This window comes from Klebsiella sp. KTE92, from assembly GCF_000398905.1.
Lineage (GTDB): Bacteria > Pseudomonadota > Gammaproteobacteria > Enterobacterales > Enterobacteriaceae > Klebsiella > Klebsiella variicola.
On the sequence record NZ_KB976100.1, the window covers coordinates 3,851,788 to 3,869,127 of the forward strand.

Annotated in this window: 17 protein-coding genes; 3 read left to right on the forward strand and 14 right to left on the reverse strand. The window is 57.7% G+C overall.

All coding sequences use genetic code 11. The annotated features are described in order from the left end of the window. Positions 1-19: 19 nt before the first annotated feature. The 3 genes from A1WC_RS07490 to A1WC_RS07480 all read right to left on the reverse strand — a co-directional run bounded on the left by A1WC_RS07490 (position 20) and on the right by A1WC_RS07480 (position 2,087). Entirely contained in the window at positions 20-331 is a 312-nt protein-coding gene (locus tag A1WC_RS07490) for a PTS lactose/cellobiose transporter subunit IIA (RefSeq protein ID WP_016161598.1), read from the reverse strand. Further along, a complete protein-coding gene (locus tag A1WC_RS07485; protein WP_016161599.1) occupies positions 318-1,664 on the reverse strand; it encodes a PTS sugar transporter subunit IIC in 1,347 nt (448 codons plus the stop codon). Before A1WC_RS07485 ends, A1WC_RS07490 begins: the two co-directional genes overlap by 14 nt. Positions 1,665-1,772: 108 nt before the next feature. Beyond that, positions 1,773-2,087, reverse strand: a complete 315-nt coding sequence (locus A1WC_RS07480; protein WP_008803918.1) for a PTS sugar transporter subunit IIB — start codon at positions 2,085-2,087, stop codon at positions 1,773-1,775. 195 nt (positions 2,088-2,282) lie between these two features. Here A1WC_RS07480 and A1WC_RS07475 point away from each other — a divergent pair, with 195 nt between their 5' ends. Further along, the gene (locus A1WC_RS07475) at positions 2,283-3,020 is read left to right on the forward strand and encodes a GntR family transcriptional regulator (protein WP_012540966.1); all 738 of its coding nucleotides are present in this window, start codon (positions 2,283-2,285) and stop codon (positions 3,018-3,020) included. 1 nt (position 3,021) lies between these two features. Here A1WC_RS07475 and A1WC_RS07470 read toward each other — a convergent pair whose 3' ends face one another. Both A1WC_RS07470 and fabB read right to left on the reverse strand, forming a co-directional pair. Beyond that, positions 3,022-4,203 (reverse strand): MFS transporter, encoded by a 1,182-nt coding sequence (locus A1WC_RS07470; protein ID WP_016161600.1) that lies wholly within the window; start codon positions 4,201-4,203, stop codon positions 3,022-3,024. Positions 4,204-4,412: 209 nt separating this feature from the next. After that, positions 4,413-5,633: a beta-ketoacyl-ACP synthase I gene (fabB, locus tag A1WC_RS07465; RefSeq protein WP_008803915.1), complete on the reverse strand. Its 1,221-nt coding sequence runs from the start codon at positions 5,631-5,633 to the stop codon at positions 4,413-4,415. 158 nt (positions 5,634-5,791) lie between these two features. Here fabB and mnmC point away from each other — a divergent pair, with 158 nt between their 5' ends. After that, on the forward strand, positions 5,792-7,780 hold the full coding sequence (gene mnmC / locus A1WC_RS07460) for a bifunctional tRNA (5-methylaminomethyl-2-thiouridine)(34)-methyltransferase MnmD/FAD-dependent 5-carboxymethylaminomethyl-2-thiouridine(34) oxidoreductase MnmC (RefSeq protein WP_016161601.1): 1,989 nt from the start codon (positions 5,792-5,794) through the stop codon (positions 7,778-7,780). Positions 7,781-7,841: 61 nt separating this feature from the next. On the opposite strand, the gene A1WC_RS07455 is transcribed toward mnmC, so the two are convergent. From A1WC_RS07455 to prmB, 6 genes are read right to left on the reverse strand one after another with little or no spacing between them, the layout of a single operon-like run. Further along, complete coding sequence (locus A1WC_RS07455) at positions 7,842-8,123, reverse strand: YfcL family protein (protein ID WP_008803913.1); 282 nt, start codon at positions 8,121-8,123, stop codon at positions 7,842-7,844. Positions 8,124-8,154: 31 nt separating this feature from the next. Beyond that, the gene (locus tag A1WC_RS07450) at positions 8,155-8,703 is read right to left on the reverse strand and encodes an elongation factor P hydroxylase (RefSeq protein ID WP_012540963.1); all 549 of its coding nucleotides are present in this window, start codon (positions 8,701-8,703) and stop codon (positions 8,155-8,157) included. After that, on the reverse strand, positions 8,703-9,512 hold the full coding sequence (locus A1WC_RS07445; RefSeq protein WP_008803911.1) for a sulfite exporter TauE/SafE family protein: 810 nt from the start codon (positions 9,510-9,512) through the stop codon (positions 8,703-8,705). The genes A1WC_RS07450 and A1WC_RS07445 overlap by 1 nt, the downstream gene beginning before the upstream one ends. Further along, a complete protein-coding gene (gene mepA, locus A1WC_RS07440) occupies positions 9,512-10,336 on the reverse strand; it encodes a penicillin-insensitive murein endopeptidase (protein ID WP_008803910.1) in 825 nt (274 codons plus the stop codon). Before mepA ends, A1WC_RS07445 begins: the two co-directional genes overlap by 1 nt. 2 nt (positions 10,337-10,338) lie before the next feature. Beyond that, complete coding sequence (aroC, locus tag A1WC_RS07435) at positions 10,339-11,424, reverse strand: chorismate synthase (RefSeq protein ID WP_008803909.1); 1,086 nt, start codon at positions 11,422-11,424, stop codon at positions 10,339-10,341. A 41-nt stretch (positions 11,425-11,465) separates the two neighbouring features. Further along, the gene (gene prmB / locus A1WC_RS07430; protein WP_002913346.1) at positions 11,466-12,398 is read right to left on the reverse strand and encodes a 50S ribosomal protein L3 N(5)-glutamine methyltransferase; all 933 of its coding nucleotides are present in this window, start codon (positions 12,396-12,398) and stop codon (positions 11,466-11,468) included. 167 nt (positions 12,399-12,565) lie between these two features. On the opposite strand from prmB, the gene smrB reads away from it, so the two are divergent. Further along, positions 12,566-13,117 (forward strand): endonuclease SmrB, encoded by a 552-nt coding sequence (gene smrB / locus A1WC_RS07425; RefSeq protein WP_008803907.1) that lies wholly within the window; start codon positions 12,566-12,568, stop codon positions 13,115-13,117. A gap of 18 nt (positions 13,118-13,135) precedes the next feature. Here smrB and sixA read toward each other — a convergent pair whose 3' ends face one another. The 3 genes from sixA to fadI form a co-directional block, all read right to left on the reverse strand. Beyond that, positions 13,136-13,621 carry a phosphohistidine phosphatase SixA gene (gene sixA / locus A1WC_RS0125305; RefSeq protein WP_008803906.1) on the reverse strand — a complete coding sequence of 162 codons (486 nt, stop codon included), beginning with the start codon at positions 13,619-13,621 and terminating at the stop codon, positions 13,136-13,138. A 209-nt stretch (positions 13,622-13,830) separates the two neighbouring features. Next, positions 13,831-15,975: a fatty acid oxidation complex subunit alpha FadJ gene (gene fadJ, locus A1WC_RS07420; RefSeq protein ID WP_016161603.1), complete on the reverse strand. Its 2,145-nt coding sequence runs from the start codon at positions 15,973-15,975 to the stop codon at positions 13,831-13,833. Next, the gene (gene fadI / locus A1WC_RS07415) at positions 15,975-17,285 is read right to left on the reverse strand and encodes an acetyl-CoA C-acyltransferase FadI (protein WP_016161604.1); all 1,311 of its coding nucleotides are present in this window, start codon (positions 17,283-17,285) and stop codon (positions 15,975-15,977) included. Before fadI ends, fadJ begins: the two co-directional genes overlap by 1 nt. Between the last annotated feature and the right edge of the window lie 55 nt (positions 17,286-17,340).

Below are 17,340 nucleotides of genomic sequence, written 5' to 3' on the forward strand. Positions count from 1 at the left end.
ACGGCTGAAGGCGGGTAAATCAGGCAGAGCGCTCCTGGCGCAGGGCAATAATTTCTTTGGCTAAATCCTGGCACAGCATCGCGGTCATTAAGTGATCCTGGGCGTGCACCAGAATAAGGTTAACGGTGATTTTTCCGCAGCCTTCGTCCTCACCTATCAACGCCGTTTGGATCTGATGCGCTGCCCGACAGGCCGCTTCCGAGCTGGCCATCAAATCCGCTGCCCGCTCCCATTCCCGCTGCCGGGAGGCGGCAATCGCCTCCATGGCGTCTGAGCGCGCCTGACCGGCATAAATCAGCAACTCCATGACCGTACTTTCATCTGCAAACATCGCCATCCTCCTGATCCGTCGCCGCCGCGGTATTGACCTTGTTGGCGGCAATCACAAACGGTAAGTAAATCAATGTTGAAACCGCGAGACACAAAATGCCGACAAACAGCGCCAGCCAGTTGCCGCCAGTGCCAAAGAAGGCGATAAGCGGCCCGGGCGTGGTCCAGGGTACGGCGTAAGCAATCGGCGGAATAAACTCCATGCTAATAAAGAAATAACCGATCAGTGAATTCACAAATGGCACCAGAATAAACGGGATCACCAGGATAGGGTTAAGCACAATCGGCAGGCCAAACATCACCGGTTCATTGATGTTAAACAGGCCCGGCACGAAGGCCATTTTTGCCAGGTCACGGTAGTCTTTGCGCCGGGAGGCAATAAAGATGGCCAGTAACAGGCCCAGCGTCATACCCGACCCGCCGCAGTTGGCAAACGCATCGTTGATGCCAGTCCATGTGATGGGGTACGGCGCTCCCCAGGTGCTGCCATGCGAGGCGGCATAGGAGAGATTTTCGAGGTTGGCTTCCGAGAAGATGGTCTCGCGGATGGCGGCCACGGTGTTCGGCCCATGGATCCCCAGCACCCACAGGAAATTCGCCACCAGCCCCAGCACCAGAACCGTCACGATGTTGGTCCCCATATCCTTCAGCGGGGCCTGAATAAGGGTATAGATCAAATCGTTAAGACCGTTAGGCGAAATACGCGTCAACAGATAGTTGAGGATCGAAAAGAAGATCATCACGAAGAAAATCGGCAACAACACCTTAAAGGAACGCGCCACCGCCGGCGGCACCGCAGCCGGCATCGTGATGGTCACCCTTGGGTTGCGCGCCAGGCGGCAAAAGACTTCACTGGAAATCAGCGCGACGATAATCGCCACAAACAACCCCTGCGGGCCAAGATATTTGGTCGCCAGATAGGCCTGGCCATCGATGATGGTATAAGGCGTGTACACCACAAAAAAGGCGCCGATCGCCGTCAGGCCGCACAGGAGATCGTCCTGCTGATAGCTGATCGCCATATTGCGCGCCACCAGAAAGGTGATCAATATCGCCATAATATTGACCGAACCGTTCATTACCGGGGTGAAAATCTGCTGCGCCTCCGCGAGGTGGGGGAATATCGCCCCTAAATGCAGAATACTGGCGATAAATCCGTCAGGCGACAAAATAGCAAAGTTGATAAGAATAATCAGCGAACTGGCCATGACGATGGGAAACGAAAGAATAAACGCATCGCGAATCGCTGAAACGTGGATCTGAGAATTTAACTTAATCGCGACAGGCACGAGGATTTTTTCCATGCCGCGCTCAAAGGTATCCATGAAACTCATGACGAACCCTTATTCATAATAATTTATTAACGTCATCGTGTTTTTTAGCCGCAGCAGCCCAGGGCAGCAACGAAAGTACCCACACGATAACGGGGATAAATGAGAAAACTATTGGTTTGCCAATAATGCCAGCGCACTTTCCAGAACAGCTTTACCGTCCATTTGCCCATAATATTTCATATCAATCACCGCCACGGGTATTTTTCCCTGAGCCACCTCTTCTATTTCCTTTTTTTGAAAGCGGACCTGTGGTCCCAAAAGGACGACATCTACTTCATTGTTCTTAATTTTTTCTTTAGCTTCAGAAATGGCCAGCGCATTGATATTAACCTGAGCCTTAATATTTTCAGCCTGCTCCTGCATGCGTTTCACCAGCATACTGGTCGACATTCCCGCCGCACATACTAATAATATATTTTGCATTACCCCTTCCTGTTTTATTTATGACCTCAATTGACGAGCACTTTAATAATTGTTAATTTTCTTAACCGCGGTTTTGATCACAGTTAGCCATACCAAAGTGGTGCAGAAGCAAAGCAAAAAATGAACGTCTTGCCCTGTATTTAACAACATACGTTAGCAAACCCATGTTTCCAAAGGGATTGTGGAGGTTCAAAAGTGGTTTACAAAAATATCGTCAATTTGCTTAAAAACAAAATTAATAGCCCGTTTTACAACATTGGCGATCTTCTGCCGGCCGAAAAAGAGTTGGCAGAACTTTATGATGTTTCACGCAATACGTTACGTAAGGCGCTGAAAACCCTGGAAGAGGATGGTTTAATCGAACGCCGACATGGCTCAGGTACATGGATTAGAAATAAGCATTTCCAGGCGTCGGTGACACACTTAGACAGTTTTACCGAAATTGCCCGTAATCAGGGGAAAACGCCCTCCAGCCAGATCCTCAAATTCGAGTTACAGCCAGCGTCGGAGGAAATTGCCCGTGGACTGCAATTGCAGCATGGCGAAGCGGTATATTATGCTAAGAGATTACGTTTTATCGATAATATTGCCATGCAATTAGAAGAAACCTGGCTCTCCGCGACCCGTTTTCCCGATCTGACCATCGCGCATATGAAGAAATCGAAGTTTTCATATATAGAAAACGAATGTGGAGTAAGAATAAATGGATGTTACGAATCAATAGTGCCGGTGCTCCCAACGCCTGAGCTGGCAACCCTCCTGCATATCAGCGCTAAAGATCCGATTATCCGCATGCAGACGCAGGCGATTGATGAACACCACCAGCCTATCGATTATTCCATTCTGTATACCAATATGTTTGAATTCCAGGTGAAGTATTATCTGCCGCGACAGACGGCGTCCGGTCTGCCCGCAAGCAAGACCGGACAATAACTTAACCCTGGCGGCGAAAAGAGACGAGGGTGACGAGGATCCCCAGCGCCGCACAGAGGGCGCCGGCAAGGAACACCGACGAGTAGCCCAGCGAGGTCGCCAGCAGGCCGGTCAGCGGCCCGGTCAGGCCATAGGAGATGTCCTGAAAGGCCGCATAGCCGCCGAGCGCGGTGCCGCGCACCTGCGCCGGGACGCGCTTCACCACCTCCACGCCGAGCGACGGGAAAATCAGTGAGCAACCGCATCCGGTTAGCGCCGCACCGGCCAGCGCCAGCCAGGCATTCGGCGCCAGCCCCAGCAGGGTCAGACCAACCGCCTCTATCAGCAGCGAAACCATCGCCACCCTGACGCCGCCAAACCGGTCCGGCATCCAGCCAAACAGAATACGCATCACGACGAAGGCGCCGCCAAACGCCGTCAGGGTAAAGCCGGCCATCGGCCAGCTATGGCTGGCGAAATAGAGGGAAACGAAGGTGCCGATCACCGCAAAACCAACGCCCTGCAGGCCCAGGCCAATGCCTGGCCGCCAGATCATGCCGATGACGCTCCATAATGAAGGCCGCTCGCCACCGTGAGCCGCCACTTTGCGCACGGTACCGTTAATAAGCCAGGCAACGAGCGGTAATCCCATGGTGACGCAGGCCAGCACCGCCACGCCGAAATGGCTATAGATCAATAATCCCAGCGGGGCGCCCACCGCCAGCGAACCGTACATCGCCATGCCATTCCATGACATCACTTTGCCGGAGCGGGCCGGCCCCACCAGCCCCATCCCCCAGCTCAGGTTACCGGTCAGCAGCTGGCTTTCGCCAAACCCGAGGATCAGGCGGCCCAGCAGCAGCAGGCCAAGCCTGGCGAGCACCGGCAACGGCAACAGCGCAGCGGCCAGCCATGCCGCGCCCGCCAGGGCGCAGGCCAGCATCCCTTGCAGGACGGAGCGTTTAGCGCCGTACTGGTCTGCCAGGCGCCCGGCGTAGCCGCGGGTCAGAACGGTGGCGAGGAACTGGATCCCTACCGCCACGCCAACCACGGTGTTGCCAAATCCCAGCTCCTGATGGACAAAGAGCGGGATCACCGGCAGCGGCAAACCAACAGTCATATAGGTCAAAAAAACGGCAAACGTAATACGGAAAAGCGAAAAATTCGCCGAAGAATGGGATGTTGTTTCAGTAACTGCGGACATGCATTACTCCAGATTCGCAGAGTAAGGCGAGCAAAGCGACACGCCCCCTCCACCTGATTATCAGGGTTAAGGCGCGTTGGTTGACGTTAAACGCTTACGCATTAGTGGAGAGACTAATGGATCCGCCAGCAGTGTGCCTGCTGGCCCTTACCCTGTCAAGATAACGAAAAAGGGGAGCCGGTGGCTCCCCTCTGCACTTCGCATGCTGATTAGGCGTTGTATTTACGCATCACCAGCGTGGCGTTGGTGCCGCCGAAGCCGAAGCTGTTGGACATCACGGTGGTCAGCTTAGCGTCAGTCGGTTTGGTGACGATGTTCAGGCCGGCAGCCTGCTCGTCCAGCTCTTCGACGTTAATGCTCGGCGCGATAAAGCCGTGCTCCAGCATCAGCAGGGAGTAGATGGCTTCCTGTACGCCCGCCGCGCCCAGCGAGTGGCCGGTCATCGCTTTGGTTGCCGAGATAGCCGGGCTGTTGTCGCCGAACACTTCGCGGATGGCGCCCAGCTCTTTCACGTCGCCGACCGGAGTAGACGTACCGTGGGAGTTCAGGTAATCGATCGGCGTATCAACGCCGTGCATCGCCATCTGCATGCAGCGCACTGCGCCTTCGCCAGACGGGGCGACCATGTCCGCGCCATCGGAGGTTGCGCCGTAGCCGACGATTTCGGCATAGATGTGCGCGCCACGCGCCAGGGCGTGTTCCAGTTCTTCCACCACGACCATACCGCCGCCGCCGGCGATAACGAAGCCATCACGGTTCGCATCATAAGTACGGGACGCTTTTTCCGGGGTGTCGTTGTATTTGGTGGACAGTGCGCCCATGGCGTCGAACTCGCAGGCCATTTCCCAGCACAGCTCTTCGCCGCCGCCGGCAAAGACGATGTCCTGTTTGCCCAGCTGGATCTGCTCTACCGCGTTACCAATACAATGGGCGGAAGTGGCGCAGGCCGAGCTGATGGAGTAGTTAACGCCGTGGATTTTGAACGGCGTAGCGAGGCAGGCGGAAACGCCGGAAGCCATCGCTTTCGTGACTACATACGGGCCCACGGCTTTCAGACCACGCGGGCTACGCATGGCATCAGCGCCGAAGACCTGGAATTTCGGGGAGCCGCCGCCGGAGCCTGCGATCAGGCCAACACGCGGGTTGCTCTGGTATGCTTCCGGCGCCAGACCTGCGTCGGCAACGGCCTGTTCCATGGACAGGTAAGCATAGATAGAAGCGTCGCTCATAAAGCGCACTACTTTGCGGTCAATGAGGCCAGTGGTATCCAGTTTGACGTTGCCCCATACGTGGCTGCGCATCCCTGAATCTTTAAGCTCCTGAGAGAAAGTGATCCCTGAACGTCCTTCACGCAGAGATGCCAGGACTTCCTGCTGGTTATTACCGATGCTGGAAACGATGCCCAAGCCAGTAATCACTGCACGTTTCATTAAATACCTCTGTAAGTCGCACTATTTTAAGTTTCGTGTCGCACAATAGCGTACACTTGTACGCCGAACAAGTCCGATCAGACATTTTGTGTATAAATTTGCGCCCTCAGGCACACATCGTTAAGATCGTGCTACGCCTTGTGATTCGAGTAACTTACGTGAAACAAAACGCCATACAACCCGCCAACCTGGAATTCAACGCTGAGGGTACACCTGTTTCCCGAGATTTCGACGATGTTTACTTTTCCAATGACAACGGTCTGGAAGAGACTCGCTACGTTTTTCTCGGTGGAAATCGCCTGCCGGAGCGTTTCGCCAGCCACCCTCGCCCGCTGATGATCGTCGCGGAGAGCGGCTTCGGTACCGGGCTCAATTTCCTCACCCTGTGGCAGGCGTTTGACGTTTTTGTTCGTGATAACCCGGACGTTACCCTGCAAAGGTTACATTTCATCAGTTTTGAAAAATATCCGTTAAAGGCTGAGGATCTCCGCCTGGCGCACCAGCGCTGGCCAGAGCTGGCTCCGTGGGCGCACCAGCTGCAGGCGCAATGGCCGTCGGCCTTCGGCGGATGCCATCGTCTGCTGCTCGACGGCGGGCGGGTGACGCTCGATTTGTGGTTTGGCGATATCAATGAGCTGACCAGGGAGCTGGATGATTCGCTGAACCAGCAGGTGGACGCCTGGTTTCTTGACGGCTTTGCCCCGGCCAAAAATCCCGACATGTGGACCCAGGATCTGTTCAATGCCATGGCACGTCTGGCGCGGCCCGGCGGGACGCTGGCCACCTTTACCTCCGCAGGGTTTGTCCGCCGCGGCCTGCAGGAGGCCGGCTTTACCATGCGTAAAAGCAAAGGCTTCGGCCGCAAGCGGGAGATGCTGACCGGCGAGATGGCGCAAACGCTGAGCTTTCCTGCGCGCGTCCCCTGGTTCGCTCGCAGTAGCAGCGATGCCCGCGAGGTAGCCATCATCGGCGGCGGGATCGCCAGCGCCCTGCTCTCCCTTGCGCTGCTGCGCCGCGGCTGGCAGGTGACCCTCTACTGCGCCGACGACGCCCCGGCGCAGGGCGCCTCCGGCAATCGCCAGGGTGCGCTGTATCCGCTGTTAAGCCAGCACGATCCGGCGCTGGCGCGCTTTTTCCCGGCGGCCTTTACCTTTGCCCGCCGAATGTATGACGCGCTGCCGGTGATGTTCGATCATCAATGGTGCGGTGTCACCCAGCTCGGCTGGGATGAAAAAAGCGCGCACAAAATCGCCCAGATGCTGGCGCTGAGTTTACCCCCGGACATCGCCTGCGCGGTGACGGCGGAACAGGTTGTCGGGTTGACCGGCGTCGATACCGGCTGCGGCGGCATCACTTATCCGGCCGGCGGCTGGCTGTGCCCGCAGCAGCTCACCGCCGAATTGCTGGCGCTGGCGGCAACTCGCGGACTGCACGTGCACTATGGTTATCACGTTGAAACGCTCAGCGCGGAGGGCGATGGTTGGCTGCTCAATCAGCAGCGCAATCATCAGGCGGTGGTGCTGGCGAACGGCCACAGCATCGCGGATTTTGCGCAAACCGCGCAGCTGCCGGTCTACCCTGTTGGCGGCCAGGTCAGTCATATACCTACCACTCCGCGGCTTTCCGCCCTGCGCCAGGTGCTGTGCTACGATGGCTACCTGACGCCGCATAATCCGCAAAATCAGCAGCACTGTATTGGCGCCAGCTACCATCGCGGGAAGACCGACACCACCTTCAGCGAGGAAGATCAGCAGCACAACCGGCAACGGTTGATCGACTGTTTCCCGAACGCGGAGTGGACGCTGGACGTGGATATCAGCGCCAATGCCGCCCGCTGCGGCGTGCGCTGCGCCACCCGCGATCACCTGCCAATGGTCGGCAACGTGCCAGACTATGAGGCAACATTGACGCAATACGCCAGCCTCCACGAACAGCTGGATCACGCCGGTCGCGCGCCGGTCTGTCGTAACCTGTTTATGCTTGGGGCGCTCGGATCGCGGGGACTCTGCACCGCGCCGTTAAGCGCTGAGCTGCTGGCGGCGCAGATGAGCGGTGAACCGCTGCCGCTGGATAGCGATACTCTGGCGGCGCTGAATCCGAATCGGCTGTGGGTGAGAAAACTGCTGAAGGGAAAAGCGGTGAAATAAAACCATGAGGGCAGGCAATTTCCCGGGTACGGCTGACGCCTGACCCGGGCTACAATATGGCTCAGGCCTGATTTTTCGCCTGTTGATACAGGTTATGCCACATCCCCTGCACCAGAATTTGGTCCGGCGGCGACAGTTCGCCAGCGCTGATGGCCTTCTCCAGGCTCTGGCTGACCTTACTGTTTACCGCTTCAGCAGAATGCTCGCCCTCACCTTCCAGCTCAGCCACCGCCAGCGTCAGGTGGCCGCGCAGATAACCGCCGGCAAACAGTTCATCATCACTGGCGTGGTCTACCATGTTGTCAATCAGCGCCAGAATGCGTGATTCAAACTCCGCGATCATCATCTTACCTCTTGTCATGTAATGTGTGGCCTTAGTGCAGGTCTTCCGGCCACGGAAAGTGTTCCGCCGTCAATGTCGGCGTTTGATAATAATGTTGCAATGCGCGAATAAAACGCGCCGGACGTTCGGGGATCCCTTGTTCAAGCAAAGTCATCACCCGAGCATGGACCCGGCGCTGGAAGGCGATGCGATCGGGCTCAACGTCTCCTTCCAGATTGTCACAGCTGACGTTAAACGGAAATCCCGCCGCCACGCAGAACAGCCACTCATAGGCCTGCGGTTTCACCTCGACGTCCTCAAACTGGCTTTGAGTCATCGCATCGCGGCCATCCGGGCAGTACCAGTAGCCAAAATCGACTCGTTCGCGGCGCGCTTTGCCGGCGACACACCAGTGAGAAATCTCGTGCAGGGCGCTGGCAAAAAACCCGTGCGCAAACACGATACGGTGATAGGGCGTGTCGTCATCGGCCGGAAGGTAGATCGGCTCATCGTCGCCTTTTACCAGGCGAGTATTAAATTCTTCGGCAAAGCAGCTGTCGAAAAGGTCAATCAGCTGCTGATAATGGTGTTGCTGTTGCATTAATGGATTCCCAACCACTGCAAAATCTCAGCCCCGTGGCTGTCATAGAGAAGCTTCGCGCTCATCACCGCCGAGACGATAACGATCATCGGCCGGATCAGCGACTGTCCTTTACTCAGCACCAGCCGGGAGCCGGCGCGAGCGCCAATAAACTGGCCGGCCATCATCACAAAGCCGGTGGCCCAGATGACCTTCCCGCCGATGATAAACAGCAGCAGACCGCCGACGTTTGAGGTCGCGTTCAGCAGCTTGGCATGGGCCGTCGACTTCGCCAGGTTAAATCCGGCCAGGGTGACAAAAGCCAGTGCATAAAACGAACCGGCGCCGGGGCCAAAAAAGCCGTCGTAGAATCCTACGCTGCCGCCAGCAACCAGCGCAAACGGCAGACCGTACAGCCGACGCTGCCGGTCCGCTTCGCCCAGTTTCGGCATCAGCAGAAAATAGAGACCGATACCGATCACCAGCAACGGCAGGATCTGCTTAAGAATATCGGACTGGACGTGCTGGACCAGCAGCGCACCCGCGGTTGAGCCGATAAAGGTCATCAGAATATTCAGCTTCTGATCGGCGAGGCTGACCACCTTACGGCGGACAAAATAGAGGGTCGCCGATAGCGACCCGCCGCAGGCCTGCAGCTTATTGGTCGCCAGCGCCTGCGCCGGCGGCATGCCGGCCGCCATCAACGCCGGAACGGTCAGTAAACCCCCGCCTCCCGCCAGTGAGTCAATAAAACCGGCCAGGATGGCGACAAAGAAGAGTACCACCAGCACCAACGGCGATACGGCAAACAACTCGATAAAACTATCCATTACAGCACATGCTCATCCAGTAGCGCCTGGCAGGAAGGCGGCAGCGGCGGCGGCGTCTTCTTCACAGGTGGGGTAGACCCGGGTTTAGGTGGTTCGAACCAGCTCTGCAGCTCCGCTCCGCAGCCATCGCCGGGCGGCGGTGGCGCCTGATCCTCGCACTCCAGACTTCCCGCCGGGCAACGCAGTCGGACGTGCATATGAGCGCGATGCTGGAACCAGGGACGGACTTTACGCAGCCACTGGCGGTCGCTGCCCGCGTCCAGGCACAGTTGCTGTTTAATCGCCGGGTTGACGAAAATACGGGTGACCTCGCTATCTTCCGCCGCCAGCTTGATCAGCTGGCTGATTTGCGGGCTCCACAGCGACGGCACCACGTGCTTGCCGTCGCTGGCGACCAGATCCAGCGCCTGCGGCTTCAACAACTGAGACGATGTCCAGCGCGTTTGCGGCAGCTGGAGGAAAATATCGACATCCAGGCCCGTCTGGTGACTGGCGTGACCGCCGTTAAAGCGCCCGCCTGCCGGCATCCCCATGTCGCCAATCAGCACGGTTCCCATTCCTTTATTGTGCACCTGATTACTCAGGCGCTGAATAAACTGAACCAGATCCGGATGACCGAAGTAGCGACGCTGATCGGTACGCATCACCTGATAGCCGGTGGCGCTCAGAGGGAGCGCCTCGGCGCCCACGATACAGCCATTGGAAAATGCGCCGATTGACTGGGCGCTGCCGCCGATCGGCTGGGATATTTTCTGCCACGGCGTCGCGGCCAGGCTACCGGCGCTGGCCAGCAGCGCGAGCAGTGCGATAACGGTGTTTTTCATGGTTACCAGCGTGGAATTGTCGTCGTCACATCGCCATTCTGCGCGCGCTGACGCATAAAGTGATCCATCAGGACGATCGCCAGCATCGCCTCAGCGATCGGTACGGCGCGAATGCCGACGCACGGATCGTGACGCCCTTTGGTGATCATCTCCACTTCTTCGCCAAAGCGGTTAATCGTATGACCGGGAACGGTAATACTGGAGGTAGGCTTCAGCGCGATGTTGGCAACGATCTGCTGGCCGCTGCTGATGCCGCCAAGAATGCCGCCGGCGTGGTTGCTCTGGAATCCGTCTTTGGTGATTTCATCGCGGTTTTCGCTGCCGCGCAGCTTCACCACTTCAAAGCCGTCGCCAATTTCCACCCCTTTCACGGCGTTGATGCTCATCAGCGCGTGGGCGATATCGGCATCCAGGCGATCGAAGACCGGCTCGCCGAGGCCCGGCGGTACGCCGTCAGCCACCACCGTCACTTTCGCGCCAATGGAGTCACCCTCTTTTTTCAGGCCGCGCATCAGTTCATCCAGGGCGTCGATTTTATCCGGGTCTGGGCAGAAGAACGGGTTCTGCTCGACCTGATCCCAGTCTTTGATGGCCAGCGGAATATCGCCCATCTGCGTCAGGCAGCCGCGAATGACGATGCCGAACTTCGCGGCAAGGTATTTTTTGGCAATCGCCCCGGCCGCTACGCGCATCGCGGTTTCGCGCGCAGAAGAACGACCGCCGCCGCGATAGTCGCGCAGACCATACTTTTGCTCGTAGGTGTAATCGGCGTGGCCCGGACGGAACAGATCTTTGATTGCGCCGTAATCCTGCGAACGCTGATCGGTGTTCTCAATCAGCAGACCGATACTGGTCCCGGTAGTAACGCCTTCGAAGACGCCGGAAAGAATTTTGACCTGATCCGGCTCGCGACGCTGCGTGGTGTAACGCGAGGTGCCCGGGCGACGACGATCGAGGTCGTGCTGCAGGTCGGCTTCGGTCAGCGGGATGCCCGGCGGCACGCCGTCGACGATGCAGCCCAGCGCCAGGCCGTGCGATTCGCCGAAGGTAGTGACGCGAAAGAGTTGTCCAATTGTATTTCCTGCCATCACGGCTCCAATCTTTTTCGTTATGTTGGCGTGTTGTTTTTTTAGTCTTTATAAATACCGAAGTGCGCGCGGGCGTCAATCAGCTGCTGTTTGGTCAGCATGAAGACACCGTCGCCGCCGTTATCAAACTCAAGCCAGGTAAACGGCACGTCCGGATACTGCTCCATCAGATGTACCATGCTGTTACCGACTTCACAAATCAGAATCCCGTCATCGCTGAGATAATCCGGCGCGTTGCCGAGGATGCGGCGCGTCAGCTTCAGGCCGTCGCTACCGGAGGCCAGACCCAGCACCGGCTCATGCTCATACTCTTCCGGCAGATCGGCCATGTCCTCTTCATCGACATATGGCGGATTGGTGACGATCAGATCGTACTGCAGCTTCGGCAGATCGCGGAACAGGTCGGAGCGGATCGGCGTCACGTGATGGATCAGGCCATGGGACTCCACGTTGTGCTCGGCGACGGCCAGCGCGTCCGGGGAGATATCCACGGCGTCGACTTCGGCTTCCGGGAAAGCATAGGCGCAGGCGATGGCGATGCAGCCGCTGCCGGTGCACATATCAAGGATATGCTGCGGCTTATGGTTAATCAGTCCGGCAAACTGATTGTTGATCAGTTCGCCAATCGGGGAGCGCGGGACCAGCACCCGCTCATCCACGTAAAACTCATGCCCGCAGAACCACGCTTTGTTGGTCAGATAGGCGACGGGAATGCGCTCGTTCACGCGGCGGATCACCCGCTCAACGATGCGGTGTTTCTCGCTGGAGGTCAGACGCGCAGTCCGCATATCTTCCGGGATATCCAGCGGCAGGTAGAGCGACGGCAGCACCAGCTGTACTGCCTCGTCCCACGGGTTATCAGTCCCGTGACCGTACCAGATATTAGCAGCGCTGAAACGGCTTACCGCCCAGCGCAGCATGTCCTGAATGGTATGCAGCTCATTGACTGCCTCATCAACAAAAATTTTATCCACGACAACCTCCAGGGCACACTCTGCTATAAATTCGGCGGCTAGTGTGCCATGAAGACGGCGATAAATCAGCATTCTTGCGTGGGGTGACCGGGGAAAAAACAGGTTTTCCTTGCCCGAAGGGATATTGAGTCGGGTAAACTAGCGCAAAGTATTAATGAGAGTGGACAATGAAAAAGAAGACATCGCTAAGCGAGGAGGATCAGGCGCTGTTCCGTCAGTTAATGACCGGCACGCGCAAGATCAAGCAGGACACCATCGTTCACCGTCCGCAGCGCAAGAAAGTCACTGAGGTTGCTCCGAAGCGTTTGCTGCAGGAACAGGCCGATAACAGCCACTATTTCTCCGATGAGTTTCAGCCGCTACTGAATACCGAAGGCTCAACGAAATATGTCCGCGCCGACGTCAGCCATTTTGAGCTGAAAAAGCTGCGCCGTGGGGATTATTCGCCGGAACTGTTTCTCGATCTGCATGGGCTCACCCAGCAGCAGGCCAAACAGGAACTGGGCGCGCTGATTGCCGCCTGCCGCCGCGAACATGTGTTTTGCGCCTGTGTGATGCACGGGCACGGCAAACATATTCTCAAACAGCAAACCCCGCTGTGGCTGGCGCAACACCCGCATATTATGGCGTTTCACCAGGCACCAAAAGAGTACGGCGGTGACGCCGCACTGCTGGTGCTGATTGAGGTAGAGGAGTGGCAACCGCCGGAGCTGCCTTAACGGCGGGCTCCGGGGCCGTCAGATGGCGTTGGCCATCTTGAGATTGCAGGGGCTTTTCTGCCAGAGGTATTCACCCTTGCCGTCGGCGTCCAGCGTCACGCAGGCGATAGCCGAGGTGGTGAACATCGGAGGCGTTTCCCCCGGACACAGCTCTGAGACCAGGTACCCCACCAGCGGCAGGTGGGAGACGACCAGCGCCGTCGCCACGCCTTCATTCGCCAGCGCCTGCAGATAGGCGCTAACCAGGCCTACGTCGCCGCACGGCGTGAGTTCCGGCATCACGTCGACATGTTTCGGCAGGTTCATGCACTCCCCAACAATATCCAGCGTCTGTTCTGCACGCAGATAGGGACTGACAAGAACGCGCTCAATATCCACTTTTTGACCTTTCAGCCAGGTTGCCATCTGACGAGACTCATCACAACCGCATACGGTTAATGGACGAACTGAGTCGCTGGCTGCATCGAGGGCAGCGTCGCCGTGACGCATAATAAAAACTTGCATATTGCACCGCTTTTGTTAACCAGAAGCACCGTAGTTTGGCCTGCGAAGACAATACGCAGGTGACCCGGTGGCCGGGCATTGTGCCTGATCCATTCAACGAATGAAACGCTGTTTTTTACCTCAATGGCGTAAGTATAGTCAATCATTGTTTACAAAACAGCCAATCAACAGCGTCATCCGCAGCCGGATTTATCTTCTTTGACCACAACTTAGGTCAGCCGTTCATCCGCTGGCCAAAAGGTTGTCCCCTGTTCGGCCATGCGTAATAAAGTGTCACAGGGTGTAAAACGTGGGCCGTACTGGGCGGCCAGGCGCTGCAGGATCGCGGCAACTTCACCCGCGCCGATAGTATCCATATACCGGAACGGGCCGCCAAGAAATGGCGGAAAGCCTATACCAAAGACGGCGCCGATATCGCCATCGCGCGCGCTACGGATAATCTGCTCATCAAAGCAGCGCGCCGCCTCGTTAAGCATCATCATCACACAGCGTTCCGCCACCTGCTGCGCGGAGAGCCGCGACTGGGGGCGGTCGATGCCGAGCAGCGGATAGACTGCCGGGTCGGGCCGTTTTTTGCTTTTACGCCCTTTTGTCTCATAAAGATAGAAACCATGATTATTTTTTCTACCTTTGCGATCGTCCTTCAAAATCGCGTCAATGATGTTTGCAGGTGGGCTAAAACGTTCTCCAAACGCGCTCTCCAGCACGGGGATAATTTTGGTGCCGGTATCGATGCCAACCTCATCCAGTAGCTGGATTGGCCCTACCGGGAAACCGAATTTAACCAGGGCCTTATCAATCTCTTCAACCGGTTCGCCCTCCACCAGCAGGCGCATCGCTTCATTGATATAGGGCGCGAGGATGCGGTTCACATAGAAGCCCGCTTTATCCGCCACCACAATCGGCGTTTTCCCCTGACGTTTAGCCAGTTGCACCACGGTGGCGATAGCCTGCGGATCGGTTCCCTTATGCGGGATCACTTCAACCAGCGGCATTTTTTCCACCGGACTGAAGAAATGCAGGCCGATCACCCGCCCGGGGCGACGGGCCTGGGCGGCAATATCGCCTATCGGTAACGATGAGGTGTTCGACGCAAAGATGGTCTGCGGCCCGCAATATTGCTCCACTTCGCTGACCATCCGCTGCTTCAGGGCCAGGTCCTCAAATACCGCCTCGATCACCACGTCGCGATGAGCAAAGCCCTGATAGTCGGTGGCGCCGGAGATCAGCATCATCTGGCGATCGCGCTCGCTGGGGCGCAGACGACGCTGGCGGACCTGTTTATTCAGTAGATCCCAGCTGTACTTTAAGGCATGGTTAATCCCGCGCGGCTGGATATCTTTAATGCGCACCGGCAGCCCGCCCTTACAGGCGGTCACATAGGCGATCCCCCCGCCCATCAGGCCGCCGCCCAGCACCGCAATGCTTGTCAGCGGTCCGGGCTCGGCTTCGGCGCCACGGTCTTTTTTCAGATCGGTACTGGCAAAGAAGATCGATCGCAGCGCTTGCGACTGCGGGGTCATCGCCAGTTCGCCAAACGCGCGAGCTTCTTCGGCGTAACCGCTGCTGCAACCGTGGGCCAGGCCATTCTCGACAACCTGCAGAATTCGCTTCACCGCCGGATAGTTCCCCTGGGTCTTGCGCTGCGTTTGTTTGCCGACGAAATGGAATAACAGATGGCGGCCCAAAGGCCCCGCCAGCACGCGTTCGCGTACGGGCATATCCCGACTGGCCGGTCGCCCCTTCAGCGCCAGCTCCACCGCCGCCTGCAATAAAATCGCCTGCGGAACCACCTCGTCTACCAGACCGGCCTTCAGCGCCTGGCGCGCACGCAGCTGCCTGCCGGTAAGCATCATATCCAGCGCTGTACTGACGCCAATCAGCCGCGGTAAACGCTGCGTTCCCCCGGAGCCCGGCAGCAGGCCAAGCTGCACTTCCGGCAAACCGAGTCGGGTTTTTTCGTCATCGCTACAGATCCGGCCATGACAGGCCAGCGCCAGTTCCAGACCGCCGCCGAGGCAGGCGCCGTGGATGGCGGCAATCACCGGGATCGACAAGCCATGGATCTCAGCCATAATCTGCTGTCCCTGGCGCGCCAGCGCTTCCGCTTCCTGCGCGCTGCGGCAGCGGGCAATCATGTTAATGTCTGCGCCGGCGATAAAGTTATCCGCTTTGGCGGAGATAAACACCACGCCGCGCACCGACTTATCATCACGAACCTGTCGTATCAGCCCCCGCACCTGATTGCCGAACTCAGCTTTCAGGGTATTCATTTTCTCACCCGGGGCATCGATGGTGATCACCGCGATCTTGTCCGCACGGACCTCAAGCTTAAAAGCGGAAACAGCATCCATTATTCAGCCTCCACGATCATCGCCGCACCCAGACCACCTGCCGCGCAGGCCGTCACCAGACCAAATCCCCCGCCCCGTCGCCGCAACTCATGCAGCGTCTGGGTGATCATCCGCGCGCCGGTGGCAGCAAAAGGATGGCCATAAGCAATAGATCCGCCGAGGACGTTAAACTTGCTCTCATCCACCTCACCGGTGGCCTGCGAGCGTCCCAGCACTTCACGAGCAAAGCGCTCGCTTGCCAGACACTGGAGATTGGCCAGCGTCTGCGCAGCAAAAGCTTCGTGCATATCAATAAGCGTCAGATCCGCCAGCGTCAGACCTGCCCGCTCCAGCGCCAGCGGCGTGGACCATGCGGGACCCAGCAGCATATCCTGCCAGACGTCGATGGCGGTAAAGGCATAGCTGCGCAGATAACCCAATGGCGTCAGCCCCAGCTCTTTGGCCCTCGACTCGGTCATCAGGATCACCGCCGCCGCGCCGTCCGTCAGCGGCGTGCTGTTGGCTGCGGTGACGGTGCCATGTTTGCGGTCAAAGGCAGGGCGTAACTTTTGGTAATCTGCGAGGGTTGAATTTTTACGAATATTGTTGTCCTGCTCCAGCGGCTCGCGGAAGGGGGGCGCGTAGGCCGTCATCACCTCAGCTGACAACTTTCCCTCTTCCCAGGCTTTGGCCGCCAGCTGATGCGAACGATGCGCCAGCGCATCCTGTTGTTCCCGGGTGATGCCCCAACTTTTCGCCATCTGTTCCGCGGTATCGCCCATCCGCAAACCGGTTGAATATTCCGCCACCGCCGGGGGGACCGGCAGCAGGTCGCGCGGCCGCAGACGGGAAAACAGCTTCAGCTTTTGGCTCAGCGTGCGGGCTTTATTGGCATCCACCAGCGTGCGGGCCAGTGTTTTACTGACCCCAATGGGCAATACAGAAGAGGAGTCGGCGCCGCCGGCGATACCGGCGCGGATGCTGCCGGCCATCAGGCTTTCAGCAACATTCGCCACGGCCTGGAAGCTGGTGGCGCAGGCGCGACTGACGCTATAGGCATCGGTGTGCACGCTCATTCCAGTGCCGAGCACGATTTCCCGGGCGATATTCGGCGCTTCCGGCATCTGCACCACCTGGCCAAAAACCAGTTGCTCAATGACGTCCGCGGGAATGTCACTCCGGGCGAGCATTTCGCCAACCACCATTTTCCCTAAATCAACGGCCGGAACGCCATGAAAAACCGTCGCCTGGCGCGCAAATGGCGTGCGTAAACCCCTGACAATGGCAATGCGATCGCCCTGACGGGTGATAAGCGGTAATGCCTGACTCATAACGCTCCCCTGTTAAGCAAAACAACCAAGTGGTCTGACCTGATAACAGTCTTAA

What these genes read in the sequence shown, in the direction of transcription:
- A1WC_RS07490 (WP_016161598.1), bottom strand. Translation starts at nt 331, where the DNA reads ATGTTTGCAGATGAAAGTACGGTCATGGAGTTGCTGATTTATGCCGGT.
- A1WC_RS07485 (WP_016161599.1), bottom strand. Translation starts at nt 1,664, where the DNA reads ATGAGTTTCATGGATACCTTTGAGCGCGGCATGGAAAAAATCCTCGTG.
- A1WC_RS07480 (WP_008803918.1), bottom strand. Translation starts at nt 2,087, where the DNA reads ATGCAAAATATATTATTAGTATGTGCGGCGGGAATGTCGACCAGTATG.
- A1WC_RS07470 (WP_016161600.1), bottom strand. Translation starts at nt 4,203, where the DNA reads ATGTCCGCAGTTACTGAAACAACATCCCATTCTTCGGCGAATTTTTCG.
- fabB (WP_008803915.1), bottom strand. Translation starts at nt 5,633, where the DNA reads ATGAAACGTGCAGTGATTACTGGCTTGGGCATCGTTTCCAGCATCGGT.
- A1WC_RS07455 (WP_008803913.1), bottom strand. Translation starts at nt 8,123, where the DNA reads ATGATCGCGGAGTTTGAATCACGCATTCTGGCGCTGATTGACAACATG.
- A1WC_RS07450 (WP_012540963.1), bottom strand. Translation starts at nt 8,703, where the DNA reads ATGCAACAGCAACACCATTATCAGCAGCTGATTGACCTTTTCGACAGC.
- A1WC_RS07445 (WP_008803911.1), bottom strand. Translation starts at nt 9,512, where the DNA reads ATGGATAGTTTTATCGAGTTGTTTGCCGTATCGCCGTTGGTGCTGGTG.
- mepA (WP_008803910.1), bottom strand. Translation starts at nt 10,336, where the DNA reads ATGAAAAACACCGTTATCGCACTGCTCGCGCTGCTGGCCAGCGCCGGT.
- aroC (WP_008803909.1), bottom strand. Translation starts at nt 11,424, where the DNA reads ATGGCAGGAAATACAATTGGACAACTCTTTCGCGTCACTACCTTCGGC.
- smrB (WP_008803907.1), top strand. Translation starts at nt 12,566, where the DNA reads ATGAAAAAGAAGACATCGCTAAGCGAGGAGGATCAGGCGCTGTTCCGT.
- sixA (WP_008803906.1), bottom strand. Translation starts at nt 13,621, where the DNA reads ATGCAAGTTTTTATTATGCGTCACGGCGACGCTGCCCTCGATGCAGCC.
- fadJ (WP_016161603.1), bottom strand. Translation starts at nt 15,975, where the DNA reads ATGGATGCTGTTTCCGCTTTTAAGCTTGAGGTCCGTGCGGACAAGATC.
- fadI (WP_016161604.1), bottom strand. Translation starts at nt 17,285, where the DNA reads ATGAGTCAGGCATTACCGCTTATCACCCGTCAGGGCGATCGCATTGCC.